The organism is Myxococcus sp. MH1, from assembly GCF_059738865.1.
Window position 1 is genome coordinate 7685224 of record NZ_AP026947.1, and the last position, 15756, is coordinate 7700979.

11 protein-coding genes are annotated in these 15756 nt (G+C 69.9%); 5 read left to right on the forward strand and 6 right to left on the reverse strand.

All coding sequences use genetic code 11. From position 1 onward, the window contains the following. Positions 1-156: 156 nt before the first annotated feature. Positions 157-2994 carry a fused MFS/spermidine synthase gene (locus tag AC6JA9_RS30085; protein WP_223783987.1) on the reverse strand — a complete coding sequence of 946 codons (2838 nt, stop codon included), beginning with the start codon at positions 2992-2994 and terminating at the stop codon, positions 157-159. Positions 2995-3183: 189 nt separating this feature from the next. Between AC6JA9_RS30085 and AC6JA9_RS30090 the strand changes: the two genes are divergently transcribed. From AC6JA9_RS30090 to mrpC, 3 genes are all read left to right on the forward strand, one after another. Further along, complete coding sequence (locus AC6JA9_RS30090) at positions 3184-4047, forward strand: sensor histidine kinase (protein WP_483578373.1); 864 nt, start codon at positions 3184-3186, stop codon at positions 4045-4047. 10 nt (positions 4048-4057) lie between these two features. Then, a complete protein-coding gene (locus AC6JA9_RS30095) occupies positions 4058-5509 on the forward strand; it encodes a sigma-54-dependent transcriptional regulator (protein WP_223745514.1) in 1452 nt (483 codons plus the stop codon). Positions 5510-5773: 264 nt separating this feature from the next. After that, positions 5774-6520 (forward strand): Crp/Fnr family transcriptional regulator MrpC, encoded by a 747-nt coding sequence (mrpC, locus tag AC6JA9_RS30100; protein WP_015351149.1) that lies wholly within the window; start codon positions 5774-5776, stop codon positions 6518-6520. A gap of 713 nt (positions 6521-7233) precedes the next feature. Here the strand turns inward: mrpC and AC6JA9_RS30105 are convergent. Continuing rightward, positions 7234-8808 carry an aromatic amino acid hydroxylase gene (locus tag AC6JA9_RS30105; protein ID WP_483578374.1) on the reverse strand — a complete coding sequence of 525 codons (1575 nt, stop codon included), beginning with the start codon at positions 8806-8808 and terminating at the stop codon, positions 7234-7236. A gap of 107 nt (positions 8809-8915) precedes the next feature. Further along, positions 8916-9824: a LysR family transcriptional regulator gene (locus tag AC6JA9_RS30110; protein ID WP_483578375.1), complete on the reverse strand. Its 909-nt coding sequence runs from the start codon at positions 9822-9824 to the stop codon at positions 8916-8918. A 135-nt stretch (positions 9825-9959) separates the two neighbouring features. Between AC6JA9_RS30110 and AC6JA9_RS30115 the strand changes: the two genes are divergently transcribed. Beyond that, the gene (locus AC6JA9_RS30115; protein ID WP_483578376.1) at positions 9960-11894 is read left to right on the forward strand and encodes a sulfatase-like hydrolase/transferase; all 1935 of its coding nucleotides are present in this window, start codon (positions 9960-9962) and stop codon (positions 11892-11894) included. Positions 11895-11910: 16 nt separating this feature from the next. Here the strand turns inward: AC6JA9_RS30115 and AC6JA9_RS30120 are convergent, their stop codons facing one another. From AC6JA9_RS30120 to AC6JA9_RS30130, 3 genes are all read right to left on the reverse strand, one after another. Beyond that, the gene (locus tag AC6JA9_RS30120) at positions 11911-12528 is read right to left on the reverse strand and encodes a hypothetical protein (RefSeq protein ID WP_497958219.1); all 618 of its coding nucleotides are present in this window, start codon (positions 12526-12528) and stop codon (positions 11911-11913) included. After that, positions 12528-13301: a metallophosphoesterase family protein gene (locus AC6JA9_RS30125; protein WP_426745600.1), complete on the reverse strand. Its 774-nt coding sequence runs from the start codon at positions 13299-13301 to the stop codon at positions 12528-12530. The genes AC6JA9_RS30120 and AC6JA9_RS30125 overlap by 1 nt, the downstream gene beginning before the upstream one ends. Positions 13302-13454: 153 nt before the next feature. Beyond that, on the reverse strand, positions 13455-14549 hold the full coding sequence (locus AC6JA9_RS30130; protein ID WP_497958220.1) for a vWA domain-containing protein: 1095 nt from the start codon (positions 14547-14549) through the stop codon (positions 13455-13457). 186 nt (positions 14550-14735) lie between these two features. Between AC6JA9_RS30130 and dgcN the strand changes: the two genes are divergently transcribed. After that, the gene (gene dgcN / locus AC6JA9_RS30135) at positions 14736-15752 is read left to right on the forward strand and encodes an N-acetyltransferase DgcN (RefSeq protein ID WP_497958221.1); all 1017 of its coding nucleotides are present in this window, start codon (positions 14736-14738) and stop codon (positions 15750-15752) included. Positions 15753-15756: the final 4 nt, after the last annotated feature.

Here is a 15756-nt window from a genome sequence, read left to right on the forward strand (position 1 = left end):
CTCCTGGGGTTCAGACGGGAAAGACACCCTGTTACTCGGGGTTGAAACGCACCCTAAAGGAGATCCCACCTGCACCTCCATCCGTCATCGGGAGGATGGGGACAATCTCCTGTGATTCCGGGCGAATAGCTCACTTCTTGAGAATTGGAGGCCCGCTCAGGGGCCGACCGGGGCCGCAACGGGCGGAGAATCCCGGGTGCACGCGGAGGCAGGGAGAGCATCGCACAGGTTCCGCACCGCCCGTGACAGCTCCTCGTCCTGGGGGTGCTCGGCGGCGGCCTGCCGTCCCAGGGCGAGCGCCTCCCGGGCATCCACCGGCGTCCAGACCGTGCGCGTGGCCCAGGCCTGCTCGGCCACGAGCTTCAGGTACGCGGCGATCAGCTCCGGCTCACGCCCACCTTTTCGCACCTCGGGCTCCAGGAGGGAGGCGGCCAGCGACAAGTCCTTCTGCGCCAGGGCGGCGCGGGCCAGGGCCACGGCGGCCCCGCGGCTGTCGGGCGCCACCTGTCGCCACAGCGAGGCCACGCCCCGGACCAGGGGGTCATTCGCGGCGTGGTAGCGCTCCATGTTCCGGTAGAGCCGCTCCGCCTGCTCGGAGGTGGGCGGGTGCTGGCGCAGGTAGTCCTCGATGAACAGCCGTGAGCTTCCGTCCGGGGAGCGCCGCTCGTCCTTCACGCGCACATCCAGGTTCGCCACGAAGAAGGCGATGGGCGAGGCGTACTCGAGCAGGTTGTGGTCGTCCGTGTTGATGGGCCCCGGGCCCGCGAAGGCGAGCTGCCCCTCCTCGCTGTGCACCTGCTTGGACAGCAGCGAGAACACGTCCGTGAGCCCCACCCGCTCCAGGTCCTTGCGCACCTCGGGCAGCGCCATGCGCCGGGCCAGCCGCTCGACGTCGAGGGCCAGCGGCTTGCGGCTCGCGACCATGACCAGGTCCTGCGGCCCCAGCCACGTGGTGGCGTGCGGGAAGGTGTCGCGCATGGTGCGGACCACCAGCCGGATGAGCTCGTCGTTGCTCTCGTAGGTGTGGATCCACTGCACCAGCACGCCGTCGTCGGTGAGGTGCCGGTCCACCGTCTGGAAGAAGTCCCGCGTGAACAGGCCCGACACACCCGCCACCCACGGGTTGGAGGGCACGCTCACGACCAGGTCGTACTTGCGGTCCGCCAGCGCCATGAACGTCTTGGCGTCGTCGATGTGCACGCGCGTGCGCGGGTCATCCACCGCGTTGCGGTTGTCATCCTTGAACAGGCGCGCGGCGTCGATGACCGCCGGGGCGATCTCCACCATGTCCAGCCGCTCCACCGGATGCGCCAGCACGCTGCCCGCCGTAATCGCCGCGCCCGCGCCCACCAGGAGCACGTTCTTCGGCTCGCGCGCGTGGAGCAGCGCGCCCAGGTGGCCGGCCATCACCTGCGTCTCCACGTCGCTGCCGTTGGAGGCGTCAATCTTGCCGTTGAGCTTCATGAAGCGCAGGTGGTCCTTCGGGTAGTCGGCCACCAGCACCGTCGCGAAGGTGTCGTCCCGGTAGAACACGGGCTGGAAGTTCTTCTCCGTGTCCGCCACCAGCTTCGCGTAGCTGTCCGGCGGCTTCTGGTGCGAGCGGATGGAGGCGATGCCCGACAGCCGCACGGACCAGCCGCTCATGCTGCCCAGCACCACCACGGCCAACAGCGCCGCCGCGCCCACCGGCCACAGCGCGCGCACGGGGCTCTGCGGACGGCCCGACAGCGCGTGGAAGGCCAGCGCCGCGGCGGCGAGGTTCGCCACCACGCCCGCCACGAAGTTGCCCTCCATGCCCCACCACGGCATCAGCACCAGCCCGCCCAGTGCCGAGCCGGTGATGGTGCCCACCGTGTTCCACAGGTACACGCTCCCCAGCTCGCGCCCCACCTCGGACACCTTCGCCGTCGCCACACGCGCCGCCGCCGGGAAGGCCGCGCCCATGAAGAACGTGGGCACCAGGAGCACGAGGCAGCAGAAGCCGAACGTGAGCAACTGGAACAAGGGCCAGGTGTCCACCGAGCGCGTCATCATCCACTGCGCCGAGCGGAACAGGTGCGGCAGCCGCACGTACAGGGGCAGCGCGACGCAGAGGCTCGCCACCAGCGCGACCTGCGTGAAGCCGTACACGCGCAGCGAGTCCACCTTCTGTGCCCGCGTCATCAGCCAGAAGCTGCCCAGGCCGATGCCCAGGATGAACGCCGTCAGGATGAGCGTGAACGCGTACGTGGACGCGCCCAGGACGATGGACAAGAGGCGGATCCACGTCACCTGGTAGAGCATGGACGTGAAGCCCGACAGCAGCACGCCCACCAGCGCCGCGCGCACCGCCACGCGGGGATAGGCCACGTCCTGGGCCCCTTCAGCCACCGGCGCCGCCTGTCCGGGCGCGAGCGCCGGAGGGTGCCTGCGCGCGAGCAGCAGCGCCGCCACCGCCAACAGGATGTTCAGCCCTGCCGCCAGCTTGGCGGAGGCCGACAGCCCCAGCACCGGCACCAGCCTGGTGCCCGCGATGAACACGCCCAGCGCCGCGCCCAGGCTGTTGACCGCGTACAGCCGCGCCAGCTCCCGCTGCACCCCCGACAGACTGTCCGCGAAATGACGAACCAGCGCCGGCAGCGTGCCGCCCATCAGCAGCGTGGGCACCACCAGGGACAGCGCGGCCACCAGCAGCCGGGGCCCCACCCGCCACCCGTCCGGCACGCTGGGCGCCACCGCCAGCCACAGGGCCCCCAGGGCGTCGAGGACGTAGGGGAAGGCCAGCGCGTACAGCGCCACGCCCAGCTCCAGCACGCCGTAGAGGGCCAGCGGGCTCTTCACCCGGTCCGCTGTCCGCCCGAAGACAGATGCACCCAGCGCCAGGCCGCCCATGAAGGTGGCGAGCACCACGGCATGCGCCTGACCACTGTTGCCCAGGACGTTCCCGAGATACTTGGACCAGACCAGCTCGTAGACCAGCGCGGTGCCTCCCGACAGGAAGAGGAGGGCCGACACAAGGTTCTTCGGGAAACGCGCGATGAGGGACATAAGGGGACAGCGCGGAACCTTACTCGTTATGTTCGGGACCCACCAATGAACGCCCACCTCCTGCAAGCCGCATTGCTCGCCTGGTCTCCAGGCCTGCGGGTGACCCGCGCGCAGGGAGACTGCGCCGCCATACTCCACCACCCCGCCGAGTCACTCGTGGACCGCCCGCTCCACGTGGCCCTGGGCATCTCCCAGGAGCGCGCCCGCGAGTTGGACCGCGTCGCGCGTGAGGACCGCCGCGCCGTGGAGTTCGTCTCCGCGCACCTGGGCGGCGAGGACGCCACGCCCTTGAGGCTCACGCTGGGTCAGGAGGACGGCGAGGCCTGCGCGTGCGTCCAGGACCTCAACGTGCTGCTGGAGGGCGCGCCGCCGGTGCAGATCTCCCGGCTGTCCTCGTCGCTCAGCCATGAGATCCGCAACCCCCTGTCCTCGGTGAAGATGGCGGTGCAGACGCTCGCGCGGAACACCGCGCTGTCGGACCGGGACAAGCGGCGGCTGACCATCGCCAACCGGGAGATCCGCACCATGGAGCGCATGCTGTGGCTCCTGTCCGAGTACGGCCGCGACACCACGCCCAACCTGGACGCGCACGCGCTGCGCTCGGTGCTCCAGGAGGCCCAGGGCATGGTCGCGCTGGAATTGGCCGAGCGGCGCATCGAGGTGCGCGTGGACGAGGAGGCGGAGCTGCCGCGCGTGCGCGTGGACCCCAACCGGCTGCGGCCCGTGCTGGCGCAGGTGCTGCTCAACGTGGCCATGGGCCGCCCCGAGGACAGCCCGGTGGAGGTCGCCCTGAAGCGGGGCGGACCGGGCCGCGTGCTCATGGTGCTCAAGGACCCCGCCGCCGCCCTGCCTCCCGAGGAGAGCGGCACCCTGTTCGAGCCCTTCGGCTCGCGGCTGGCCCGAGGGGCGGGCCTGTCGCTGGCGGCCCTGCGCCGGGTGATGATGGGGCAAGGGGGAGACGTGGCCGCCGAGGGCAGCGCGGAGCCCGGCATGGTGTTCACGCTGACGTTCGCCACCTGAGAGGGACGCCATGGAGACCCTCCTCATCGTCGACGACGACGTGTCGCTCCTCGAGACCTTGAAGATGCACTTCGAGGAGATCGAGCACGACAACCAGCCGCGCTACCAGGTGGCCACCGCCACCAGCGCCGCGGCGGGCCTGCGCGCGGCCCAGGAGACCATGCCCAGCGTGGTCATCCTCGACATGATGCTCCCGGACCGCACGGGCCTGGAGATCATCGAGGAGATGAAGGGGCTGTGCGGCGATGCCCGCATCATCCTCGTCACCGCGTACCACGACATGGAGACGACCATCCGGGCCATGAAGGCCGGAGCGTTCGACTACATCCACAAGCCCTTCCCGGACCCGGCCGCGCTGGACCTCGTCGTCGAGCGCGCGCTGGAGTACCGCCAGCTGTCGCGCCGCGCGGACGAGGTCAACCGCGAGAACGCCGCGGTGCGCCTGGGCGACATCGTGGGCACCAGTCCCCTGATGCAGCAGCTGGTGAAGGAGATTGGCAAGGTGACGGGCAGCCACGCCACCGTGCTGATTACGGGCGAGAGCGGCACCGGCAAGGAGCTCATCGCCCGCGTCATCCACAACTACTCGTACGACGAGCCCCGGCCCTTCATCGGCATCAACTGCTCGGCCATTGTCGACACGCTCCTGGAGAGCGAGCTGTTCGGCCACGAGAAGGGCGCCTTCACCGGCGCCACCGCGGGCAAGCCCGGCAAGTTCGAGCTGGCCGAGGACGGCACCGTCTTCCTCGACGAGATTGGCGACATGTCGCTGATGCTCCAGGCGAAGCTGTTGCGCGTGCTGCAGGAGCGCGAGTTCGAGCGCGTGGGCGGCGTCAAGCGCATCAAGCTGCGCGCCCGCGTCATCGCCGCGACGCACCGCACGCTCGCCGAGGAGGTGGAGGCCACGCGCTTCCGCGAGGACCTCTACCAGCGCCTCAAGGTGATCACCCTCCTGATTCCCCCGCTGCGCGAGCGGCGCGAGGACATCCCGCTGCTCGTCAAGCACCTGCTCGAGCGCATCAACGAGAAGGTCCACAAGCGCGTCACGCGCGTGCCCACCGAGGTGATGGAGCGCCTCACCCGGCTGCCGTGGCGGGGCAACGTGCGCGAGCTGGAGAACGTGCTCACCCGCGCTGTCGTCCTCGCGCCAGGGGATGTGCTCCGCGGGGATGATCTCCCGTCACTCGACACCCAGCCCTCACCGGACAACGGACGGCCCCCGAGCAACAGCCTCATGTTCACCGCGCCCGCGGTGGACGACGCCAGCCAGATTCCGACGCTCGACGAAGCGGAGCGGATGCTGATCGCCCGTGCGATGGCCGTCACCAAGGGGCACAAGGGTCGCACCTGCCAGATTCTTGGAATCAGTCGCCCGACCCTCGAGCGCAAACTGCAGAAGTACAATCTTTCACAGGGACAGAACCCTTCAGGGCCGGGGTTCCCCGTGAAAGACGACCCGTGAACACTGTCCGGGCCGCGACAGAGGCCCTGGTGGATTTAACGTTTCGTTCAACTTGATCAGACTGTTTGAACGTTCTGTTTCAGGTTTTGGACACAGAAGGGTGGGTGCTACGGACCTCTAGCGCTAAGTACCCGGCATTCTTGGATGTGTTCCCCCTGGAGCACTTCATTCCCCGCTGGCACGTCTCTTGGAACTGGAAAGCCCCGTTGCCGCCGAAGCAGGCGGCCGCTTCTACCCCCGACTGCCTTCCACGGAGTGAATGCCATGCACGGTTTCAATCGCCCCCTCGGCCCTATCGGTTCCAACGTCGTGGCGCCGCTCCAGGCGACCAGCTCCGGGATGATGGTCACCGCGAACAAGCTCGTTCCGGGGCAGGAGGCCATCGACTTCAAGGGGTACTTCAAGGTCGAGTCCTTCCCGCACAACTCGACCATCTACCGCCCCGGCGACAACACGGACCGCGTCTATCTGCTCAAGTCCGGCCGCGTGCGCCTGATGCGCATCGGGAAGAACGGCACCCGCTCGGTGGTGTCCATCCTGCGCCCGGGCGACCTGTTCGGCGAGCTGTTCCGCCCCGAGGGGACGCCCATCGAGGAGATGGCCATCGCGGCGGGTGAGGCCGAGGTGTGGAGCATCGAGGGTCGTGACTTCCGCGCGCAGCTCGAGGCGCGTCCGGCCCTGGCGGTGGACGTGGTGCGCGCCTACGCCGAGCGCGTGCGTGCCCTGCGCAAGCGCGTGCTGGGCCTGACCTTCAAGGAGGTCCCGGCGCGTCTGGCGGACACCCTGCTGACGCTGGTGGAGGCGCACGGTGAGCGCTGCCCCCACGGCGGTGAGACGGACCTGCGCGGAATCACGCAGCAGGACCTGGCGGACCTGGTGGGCGCCTCGCGCTCGTTCGTGTCCACGCTCATCAACGAGATGAAGCGCGAGGGCGTACTGGGCAACGTCGGCCGCATCCTCTGCGTGCGCGACCAGAAGGCCCTGCGCAAGATCGCCTCGAAGGAGAAGTGAGCCACGGCCCGCGCTCGCGGGTGTGACGAAGCAGCGTTCAACGACGGGCCTGACCATGCGCTTCGCGTGTGGCCGGGCCCGCGTCGTTTTCTGGGGTGCCCTGGTTGATGCGCTCCGCGCGCTCGCCTGGCGTGGCCCTGCTCTCCGGTGCGGGCGACTTCATGCGCTCCCGGATGCGCGGATGATCAACTCGTTCAATCCGGAGGCCGGGTTGATCGAAAGTGGACGTCCGTGGCCATCAGACAAGCCGCGATGTGGGCGTGATTTCCACTGTCGTGGAACCCACGAAGCCCGCTCCGGTGCGGGGCTGAGGGAACGAACTCGACGAAACGCCCGGTGCCCACCGAACGCCGACGAGTGAACCTCTCCGTTCAACTCGTTCAATCCGTCCCGCGCCGCGCGAGATAGCGAACGCTCGACGGGATGAGCGCGGCCAGAAACTTGCCGCTCGCGCGAGTCGAGCCGTCTGTCCGCGCGGACCCACGGAACCGTCCGCCGACAGGGGACCTGCGGCGTGGGACTCGCGCCTGCCACGAGAGGCCACGTCACGCGAACCCCACGCGCGTGCTGGGGGTCCGTCGGGACCGCCTCTGCACCCGCGGCCCCGTCACGACTCAGACGCGGGCCTTCAGCTCCTCGACCTCGGCGCGCAGGAGCCATTCAGCCTGGAGGTTCCATCGAGACCGCCAGAACACCCGCGGCCCCGTTACGACTCAGGCGCGGGCCTTCAGCTCCTCGACCTCGGCGCGCAGGAGCCAGTCATCCTGGAAGTCCGTCGCGGCGGCGGCGATCTGCGCCAGACGCTCCGGCTTCGCGCGCCCCGACTCACGCAAGCCTCGCACCTCGCGGTAGAGCGCCGCGAGTGACGGATGCAGCGCCAGCGACTTGCGCTCGCGCGCCTTCGACTCGCCGTCGCCCTCCGCGAACGCCTCCAGCTCACCGAACCACCGGTCCCACGTCGCCGGGTCCGCGGGCCCACCCGCCACCGAGGGCAGGTGCGTGCTCACGAAGAGCTTCGTCACCGCGGGCACCTCCAACACCCGACCCGCGAGCCGCGCGCGCAGCGCCAGCACCTCGCCCCCACCGGCGGCGAAGCCCTCCAGCTCCAACCCGCTCGACAGCGACAGCTTGAACGGCCCGCGCTCCGGCAACCCGCCCGCGCCGAACGCCACCAGCGCCGAGCCATTCCACGGCCGCGTCCCGTCCGCCGCCTTGCCACCGCGCGAGACGATGATGGGCCCCTCCATCCGCACCAGCGCGGACGTGAGCCCGGGCGCCACCGGCCCCGGCGCGAGCACCGACTCCATCACCCGCCCCGTCACCTCGCGCCCGTCCGCCAGCACCAGGTGATTCACCGTGCGAGCCTCGCGCGCCACCTCCAGCCCGAAGTCCCCACCGCGCTTGAACGCCAGCGTCGACTCGAACTCCGCGAGCACCTCGAACAGGTGCGCGAAGTCGCGCGCCACGAAGAGCTGCGGCTGCATCCGCGTGATGTCGTATTCCGTGTCCGCGCACGCCACCGTGAGCGGCAGCTTGCGCACCGCCGGCGTCAGGCAATGCTCCGCCTCGCCGATGCTCGACAGGATGCCCGCGCCGTAGATTCGCGGCCGCTCCAGGTCCCCCACCAGGCCGTACTCCGCGGTCCACCAGTACAGCCGGCTGGCACGCGTGCTCTCGCTCACGTAGCGCCGGCTCGCGCTCGCCGCCGCCAGCCGCGCCTCCGCGTGCGCCACCTCGTCCTCGCTCGCGTCCGGGTCCTCCTTCACCACCGACAGGTTCCGGATGGCCTCGAACACCGCCTGGTCCTCCAGGCTCGCGATGGACTTGAACCCCACCAGGCCGCAGGCCTTGAGGTACTCCGAGTAGCGCCGGTTCGCGATGATGGGCGCATGCCCCGCGCTCTCGTGCACGATGTCCGGCGCGGGCGTGTAGCCGATGTGCTCGTGCGTGCGGATGTCCGACGCGATGGCCAGCACACCCATCGACTGGAGCTCCGTGAACACCGCCGGCGGGATGAACCCGCGCACGCCCACGCACGCCCAGCCCAGCCGCGACAGCCGCTCGTTCATCTCGTCGAGACTGGGAATCGCCTCCAGGTTGATGCCCGTCGCCGACAGGCCCTCCAGGTACACCGGATGCGCCCGCTCGGAGAGATGTCCGCGCAGCTTGCCCAGGATGTGCCGCCACACCGCGTGGTCCCTCGGCGTGTACGCGTCGTAGTCCTGGCTCACCACGTAGCGCCGCAGATGCGCGGGCAGGCGGGATATCGTCAGTTCCGTTGGCGTCATATCCGAGTACTCCTGGTGAAAACTTCCAATCAGGAGAGGATACTGACGGCAGTCGGCTCCGGAAAACCGACAGAATCCGACGCCTTCGTCGTTTTATCGACGAGAACTCACACGCGCTGACGCAGTCCGTCGAGGACGCTGGCGGCCCCGGGACTGAGGGAGCCGGAGGGCCAGAGGGCCACGACCTCCACGGCCTGGGGCTCCTCCTCCTTCAGGGGCCAGGCGTGGATGTCCTCTGGGAACGGGTGCATGGGGCGCAGGTCGGGGGTGATCGCGCAGGCGCGAAACGCGCGCAGCAGCTCGTAGAGGAGCAGGAAGCTCTCGACACGGGCGACCTCCTGCACCGCGACACCGTGCTCCGCGAAGCGCGCGCTGTTCGCGCCACCGTAGGGGTCGTCGCGCAGCCAGTCGACGAAGGGCTGGCCCGCCAGGTCCCTCACATGCAGCGTGCGCCGAGCCGTGGATGCTGTCGCGAGCGAACTCCCGGGGCCCGCGAGCACGACGAAGGGCATGCGCAGCAGCGACTCCGACTCCACGCCCTCGTGCGACGGCAGGGGCGTGAAGTCCAGGGCCAGGTCCAGCTGGCGCGTCTGCACCTGGCGCGTCAGCTCGTGCGGCCCGCCGAAGCTGAGCACCAGCTTGAGCCCCGTGGCCGCCGCGTTCTGGGCGACCTTGCCGAGCAGCGAGAGGGACAGCGTGGGATTGAGCCCCAGGCGCACCACGGGCTCGGCGCTGGCGAGGTCCTTCAGGCGCTTCATGTCGAGCTGGTGCAGGGGCGTCTGGGTGCCGGCGAAGAGCCGTTCCCCCCGCGCGGTGAGCTGGAGTCGACGCCCGGGGCCGCGCTCGAGCAGCGTGGCGCCGTCCGCCAGCGCCATCTCCAGCGCGCGGATGTGCTCGCTCACCACGGAGCGCGCCACGCCCAGGTGCTCGGCGGCGGACTCGATGCTGCCCGCCTCCACGGCGGCGGTGAAGGACTCCAGCCAGACGAGATGTCGCACCAGCTTGCGTGGCGGCATGCTCCCCATCCTGGCACCCCTCCCACACGCGGCACGAGGACTCTGGAGACGCCGGGCGCGCTTCCACTGCGAGGAAGCAGTCGGGCGCGCGTCGCTGCTTGAACATGCGCCGGGGGCGGGCTAGCAGAAGGCGCGATGTCCCGGACGCCTTCCGACACCCTCCCCGCCCAGGGGCTCCGCCAGCGTCTGGCCGGCGCCACGCCCCTGCTGGGCCCCGCGCTGCTGTGGTGCACGCTGCACGGGTTGCTCGCGCTGGCGTTCTTCGGTGCCCCCCTGCTTGCCTCCGTGGAGCGGCTGGCCGCCTCGCTGCGCCCCGTGCTGCTGGCGGGCGGCGTCATCCAGGCCCTGTTCCTGGGGCTGCTCACCTTCGTCGCCACGCTGCCGCTGATGCTGCTCGGGCGGCGCTACGCGGTGGCCCTGCCCATCGCCGTGGCGCTCGGCGTGGCGATGCTGGGCGTGGACGCGCTCGTGCTGTCCTCGCTGGGCTTCCACATCAACGGCCTGGTGCTCGCGGTGGCCATGCAGCCTCGCGCGCTCGCGGAGACGGGGCTCGCGCCGCACGAACTCGCGCTCCTCGCGGTCGGCACCCTGGCCGTGCTGTCGCTCGATGTCTGGGTGGGCGTCCAGTTCCTGCGCCGCGTCCATCGGCCCCGGCACGTGGCGAGGCTGGTCGCCGTCCTCGTGCTGACCACCGCGGTGGAGCGCCTGACGAGCGCGTGGCTCGTGTTCGCCCATGGTGGCGCGGTGCTGCACGCGGCCACCACCCTGCCCCTCCAGCCGCCCGTGCGGATGAACACGCTGCTGATGCGGCTGACGAGCCGGCCTCCCGCGTCGGGCCTGCGCCTGGGCGTGAGCCCCGAGGCCGGCGCGCCCGCGTCGACCATCGACCCCGCCGCCGTGCGCTTCACGCGCAAGCCCGACATCCTGCTCATCCTCGTCGAGAGCCTGCGCGACGACTTCTTCCGTCCGGACGTCATGCCCCACCTGTGGAAGCGCGCGGAGCACGGCACGCGCTTCCTGCACCACCACAGCGCGGCGAGCTCCACGGACTACTCGGTCTTCAGCCTCTTCTTCGGCCTGGAGGCCCAGCGCCGTGACGCGGTGGTGGGCGCGGGCCGCGCGCCCCTGCTCTTCCCCGCGCTGCGGGAGAACGGCTATCGCCAGGCCTTCTTCGCCGCGTCCTCGGTGGACTGGATGGGGCTGAAGGACACGGTGTTCCGCGACGTGCAGGGCGGCCTGCGCACGGACTACGAGGGCAAGAGCCACCTGCGCGACGCGGCCATGGTGAAGGACGCGCTGGACCTGGCGCGCTCCACGCCCGTGGACACGCCGCTGTTCACCTTCGTGTTCTTCGCGGGCACGCACTTCGACTACGACTACCCGCCGCGCTCGGCGGTGTTCTCGCCCGCGTGGGACGGCAAGGGCGGTCTCGCCACCGCGCGCGTGCCCGCCGAGCACCTCAAGGCCCGCGCGTGGAACTCCGCCTACGAGGTGGACACGAAGGTGGAGGAGCTGTTGTCCCAGTGGGAGGCCGTGCGCGGCACGCGCCCCCTGGTCGTCTTCACCGGAGACCATGGCGAGGAGTTCCGCGAGCACGGCCGCGTGGGCCACGCCAGCGACGTCACCGAGCTGCAACTGCATGTGCCCATGCTCGTCTTCGATGAGCGCCTGCCGCCCGGAAAGGTCGAAGCCGTCACCGGCCACATCGACCTGGTGCCCACGCTGTTCGACCTGCTGGGGGACACGCACGCGCCGGAGCAACTGGGCGATGGGATTCCGATGAGCCGTCCGGACCCTCGGCGCTACCTGCTCACCACCATCGGCTGGGAGCCTCGCTACGCGCTCATCGGACGTGAGCTGAAGGTGCGCTTCGGCGCGGGCCTGCCCGGCACCGAGCTGAGTGACTTGTGGGATCGCCCGCTGCCAGATGCGCAGGAGCGCTTCGCGGCCGAGGCGCCGCGAATCCTCCGCAGGCTGCGCGGCGGTGGCGCGCAGAGCGAAGCTTCCGAGCCCACGCCCCGGCCCGTCCCCACGGGGGCTCCCGCAACCGCGACCCAGCCGCCACGCTGAGGCACGCGTCCGTGACTCAGAAGCGGACGCGGGCGCCGAGCGCGAGCGAGAACAGGCCCAGCTTCACGGTGTCCGGGTTCCGGAGGAACTGGACGATGCGGTAGTCCGTGGCGACCAGCTCGTAGTACCCCTCGAGCCGCTCGAACCCGAGCACCTTCGCCGGCCGCCCCACGCCCCCTCCCAGCAGGAACGCCGGACGCAGCGCCGTCTTGAACCAGTAGTAGCCCGACTCGTACCGGTCCGGCAGCGTCAGGTAGAAGTCATCGCCGAACGTGTAGCTGAACGCCGCGCCCAGGGTGAGCGGACGGAGGTCCCACTCCCCATGGCGCACCCGGAACGGATGCCACTGCGCCTTGAGCGTCAGCGTGACGAAGTCCGAGCCCGCCACCGCCTGCGGCGCCCAGCCCACGAGCACCTCCAGGTCCACCTGCTCGTCCAGGAACGCCCACCCGGGCCCCGCCGCGAGCATCCCGATGGAGCCCGCGAACTGCACGGCCGCATGGTCCGGCACGTACCACGGCGCCCCCTTCGACTCGGAGACGTCCTCGAGCAGCTCCTGCTCCTCCGCGCGCGCCGAGGACGCCGCCAGGAGCAGCGACGCCAGCAGTCCTCCCGCGAGCCCGGAGCGCGACATCAGAAGAAGACCTGTTCGACATCCACCGACGGCCCCTCGACGGAGACCAGCAGGTAGCTGCGGATGTCGAGCGCGTCGGTGACGAAGTAGCGCACGCCCTGTCGCTCATCGCTCTGGAAGCGGTGGGCGTGGCCGTGGAAGGACACCGTCACGCCCCGCTCCGACTGGAGCTCCTCCAGGGGCCCGGTCAGCACCGGGTCGAAGTCCGGATGCCCGGGCGCCACATGCGAGAAGGTGAAGAGGTGGCCGTCCGGCGGAGCATCGGCGAGCGCCTGCCCGAGCCTGGCCAGGTCAGGCACGTCGCCGGGGAAGTCGTACTCGCGGGAGTTCGAGTCGAAGAGGACGAACCGGCTGCCGCCATGTTCGAAGGACAGGAACGTCGGACCGAAGCGGGCCAGGAACAGCTCCGTCCCCTTACCCACCATGTCGTGGTTGCCGATGACCGCCATCGTGGGGACCGACGCGTCGCTGAGCAGCTTCGACACCCACTTGTACTCGTCCGCCGAGCCGAACTCCGTCAGGTCCCCCATCTGCACGGCGAAGTCCACGTCCCGCCGCGCCAGGTCCCGCACCGCTGCTTCCGAGGAGCCCTGGAAGATGCCGATGTCCCCAATCACCGCGAAGCGGAAGGGCCCCGAGCTCATCCGCTGCTGGAGCCGCTCCACGGCCCGCGCATTCGAGTCCCGCTCGCCCCCGCGAACCTCGTACGGGTGCATCTCGAACGCGCCACAGCCCGAGAGGAGCAGCAGCAGCGATGGGAGCCAGGGTCTCACGACCCTCGGAACTAACGACCCGATGCCACCTCTTCAACCCTTGGATTCGCCCGGGCCGCCCCCAAGACACAATGGCTCATGTCGACCATCACCTGACCGACAGTCACCGACCTCGCAACACGCACTCCGGGCCGTTGCCCCTGTCGTCGGGACTCAGGCCGCGAGCGCCTTGGCGCCGTCCCAGTCCTCCACCTCGTAGAGGAAGCGCGAGCCCTTCACGAGCTTGCGGTTGGCGGAGGTGCTCTGCACGAAGACGACGTACTTCTCCAGGCTCGCGGGGCGGATGCGCACCGTCTCTCCCGGCGGCAGGCCCAGCATCTCCCGCGCCCGCTCTCCGCTGAAGAAGTCCCCCGTCTTGCGGTCCATGAGGACGACCTCCTTGTGGCCCTGGATGGTCTCCGTCTTGGTGAACTCGTAGAAGCCCCGGCCCGTCTTGAAGCCCAGGCCGTTCTCCTGGACGAAGGTCTTGATGGGCATGTCCGCGTCCACCTCCAGCGACTGGAAGCGGCCGGGAGGCACGGCGCGCAGGTCGGCCTCGCCGTAGACGGACGTGGGCGCGCGCCCGAGCATGGTGCTGAACAGGCCGCTCAGGCTCCGGCTCATGCGACCCTCGCGGGAGACCTCCGCCTCGTAGGCCTGGAGCTGGGCGTCCGACGCCTGCTTGTAGCAGACGGCCAGCAGCATGTCGGTGACGTGGGAGAACTGGTCCAGGCTCAGGTGGAAGCCGCCCGACTTCTGGGCAAGCTCCCGGTAGAACGGCGTCGCGTGGCGGCGCGCCAGGGCCTGGACCCCGTACACGGGGATGCCCAGCCTACCCAGCGCGTCCACCTCCTTGCGCCAGTCCAGCCGCTTCGGATTGTCCGAGGGCGCGTGCGGCACGTCATCACCAATCAACACGAAGGCGTGCTTGTAGCCCGCGGTCCATGAGAGGGATTGCGCCTCGTGCAGCACCAGCTCGTAGCACTCCGGCGCGTCGCCGCCGCCCGTCTGCCCCACCTTGTCCACGAACCGCACCACCGCGTTCACGTCGTCCGTGAGGTCCAGAATCTTCGTCACGTACGTCGAGCGCGCGTCGCAGTAGTCGCCGTGCGCGATGACGCCGATGCGGATGCCCGGAATCTCCTTCATCAGCCGGGACACCGTGCCGTGCAGCTTCTTTCGGACCTGCGCGAGACAGGGATACATGCTGCCGGTGGTATCGAAGCTGAAGACAATCTCGACGCGATTATCGACGACGGACTTGCTCATTTCTTGGCTCCCCTCGTGTGCCGTGACGAGAGGAAGAATACGGGGTGGGTCTGACATTTTTCGGGGCGCCGGGAGGGCCTACGTGAGGGGTGGTTTCGAGGCGCTTTCCGACAGTCCTTGCGGGCTTCGAGGGGCCGTGCTGAAAAGCGCGCCACAGCCCCTGCCTGGGGCCCGGGGAGGACCTTGGTGGAGATCCAGAAGCCCTACCTGTTGTTCCTGGGGGATGTCCCCGACCAGCTCGCGGCGAAGACGGCGCATGGCATCGTCGACTGGCGGCCGGACTGGTGCGTGGGGCAGCTGCGGCTGCCGGGCTGCAAGGCGGACTGTGGCCTCGAGGACCTGGACATCGCGCAGGCGAAGGCGAAGGGCGCCCGGACGCTCATCGTCGGCGTGGCCAACGCGGGCGGCGTGCTGCCGGGGCACTGGGTGAGCAAGCTGGTCGAGGCGCTGGACGCGGGGATGGACGTCGCCACGGGGCTGCACAAGAGGCTGTCCTCGTTCCCCGCCATCGCCGAGGCGGCCCGACGCAACGGCCGCGCGCTGCACGACGTGCGCATCCCCGACCAGGACTTCGCCACGGGCAAGGGCACCAAGCGTCAGGGATTGCGCCTGTTGACGGTGGGCACGGACTGCTCGGTGGGAAAGAAATACACCGTGCTCGCGCTGGAGAAGGAGATGCGGGCGCGTGGCCTGAAGGCGGACTTCCGGGCCACGGGACAGACGGGCATCTTCATCTCGGGTCGGGGCGTGGCCATCGACGCGGTGGTGTCCGACTTCGTCGCGGGCGCGGCCGAGTGGCTGTCCCCCGCCAACGACGCGGACCATTGGGATTTGGTGGAGGGGCAGGGTTCGCTGTTCCATCCCTCGTTCGCGGGCGTGACGCTGGGGCTGCTGCATGGCGCGCAGCCGGATGCCTTCATCGTCTGTCACGAGCCCACGCGCACCAAGATGCGTGGCGTCCAGCACGCGCTGCCCTCGATTCAAGCCGTCATCGAGCGCACCGTGCTCGAGGGACAGCTCACCAACCCCGCCATCCAGTGCACGGGGCTGGCCATCAACACCGAGCACCTGGACGAAGCCAAGGCCCTGGCGCTGCTGGAGCGCACCGGGCGCGAGCACGGGCTGCCCTGCGTGGACCCCATCCGCACCGGTGTCGGGCCGCTCGTCGACGAGCTCTCTCGCCGCTTCCCCGTCCGGAGCTGAAGGC

Coding starts and splice junctions, on each gene's coding strand:
- mrpC (WP_015351149.1), top strand. CDS start 5,774: ATGCACGGTTTCAATCGCCCCCTCGGCCCTATCGGTTCCAACGTCGTG.
- AC6JA9_RS30130 (WP_497958220.1), bottom strand. CDS start 14,549: ATGAGCAAGTCCGTCGTCGATAATCGCGTCGAGATTGTCTTCAGCTTC.
- AC6JA9_RS30110 (WP_483578375.1), bottom strand. CDS start 9,824: ATGCCGCCACGCAAGCTGGTGCGACATCTCGTCTGGCTGGAGTCCTTC.
- AC6JA9_RS30120 (WP_497958219.1), bottom strand. CDS start 12,528: ATGTCGCGCTCCGGGCTCGCGGGAGGACTGCTGGCGTCGCTGCTCCTG.
- AC6JA9_RS30115 (WP_483578376.1), top strand. CDS start 9,960: ATGTCCCGGACGCCTTCCGACACCCTCCCCGCCCAGGGGCTCCGCCAG.
- AC6JA9_RS30095 (WP_223745514.1), top strand. CDS start 4,058: ATGGAGACCCTCCTCATCGTCGACGACGACGTGTCGCTCCTCGAGACC.
- AC6JA9_RS30105 (WP_483578374.1), bottom strand. CDS start 8,808: ATGACGCCAACGGAACTGACGATATCCCGCCTGCCCGCGCATCTGCGG.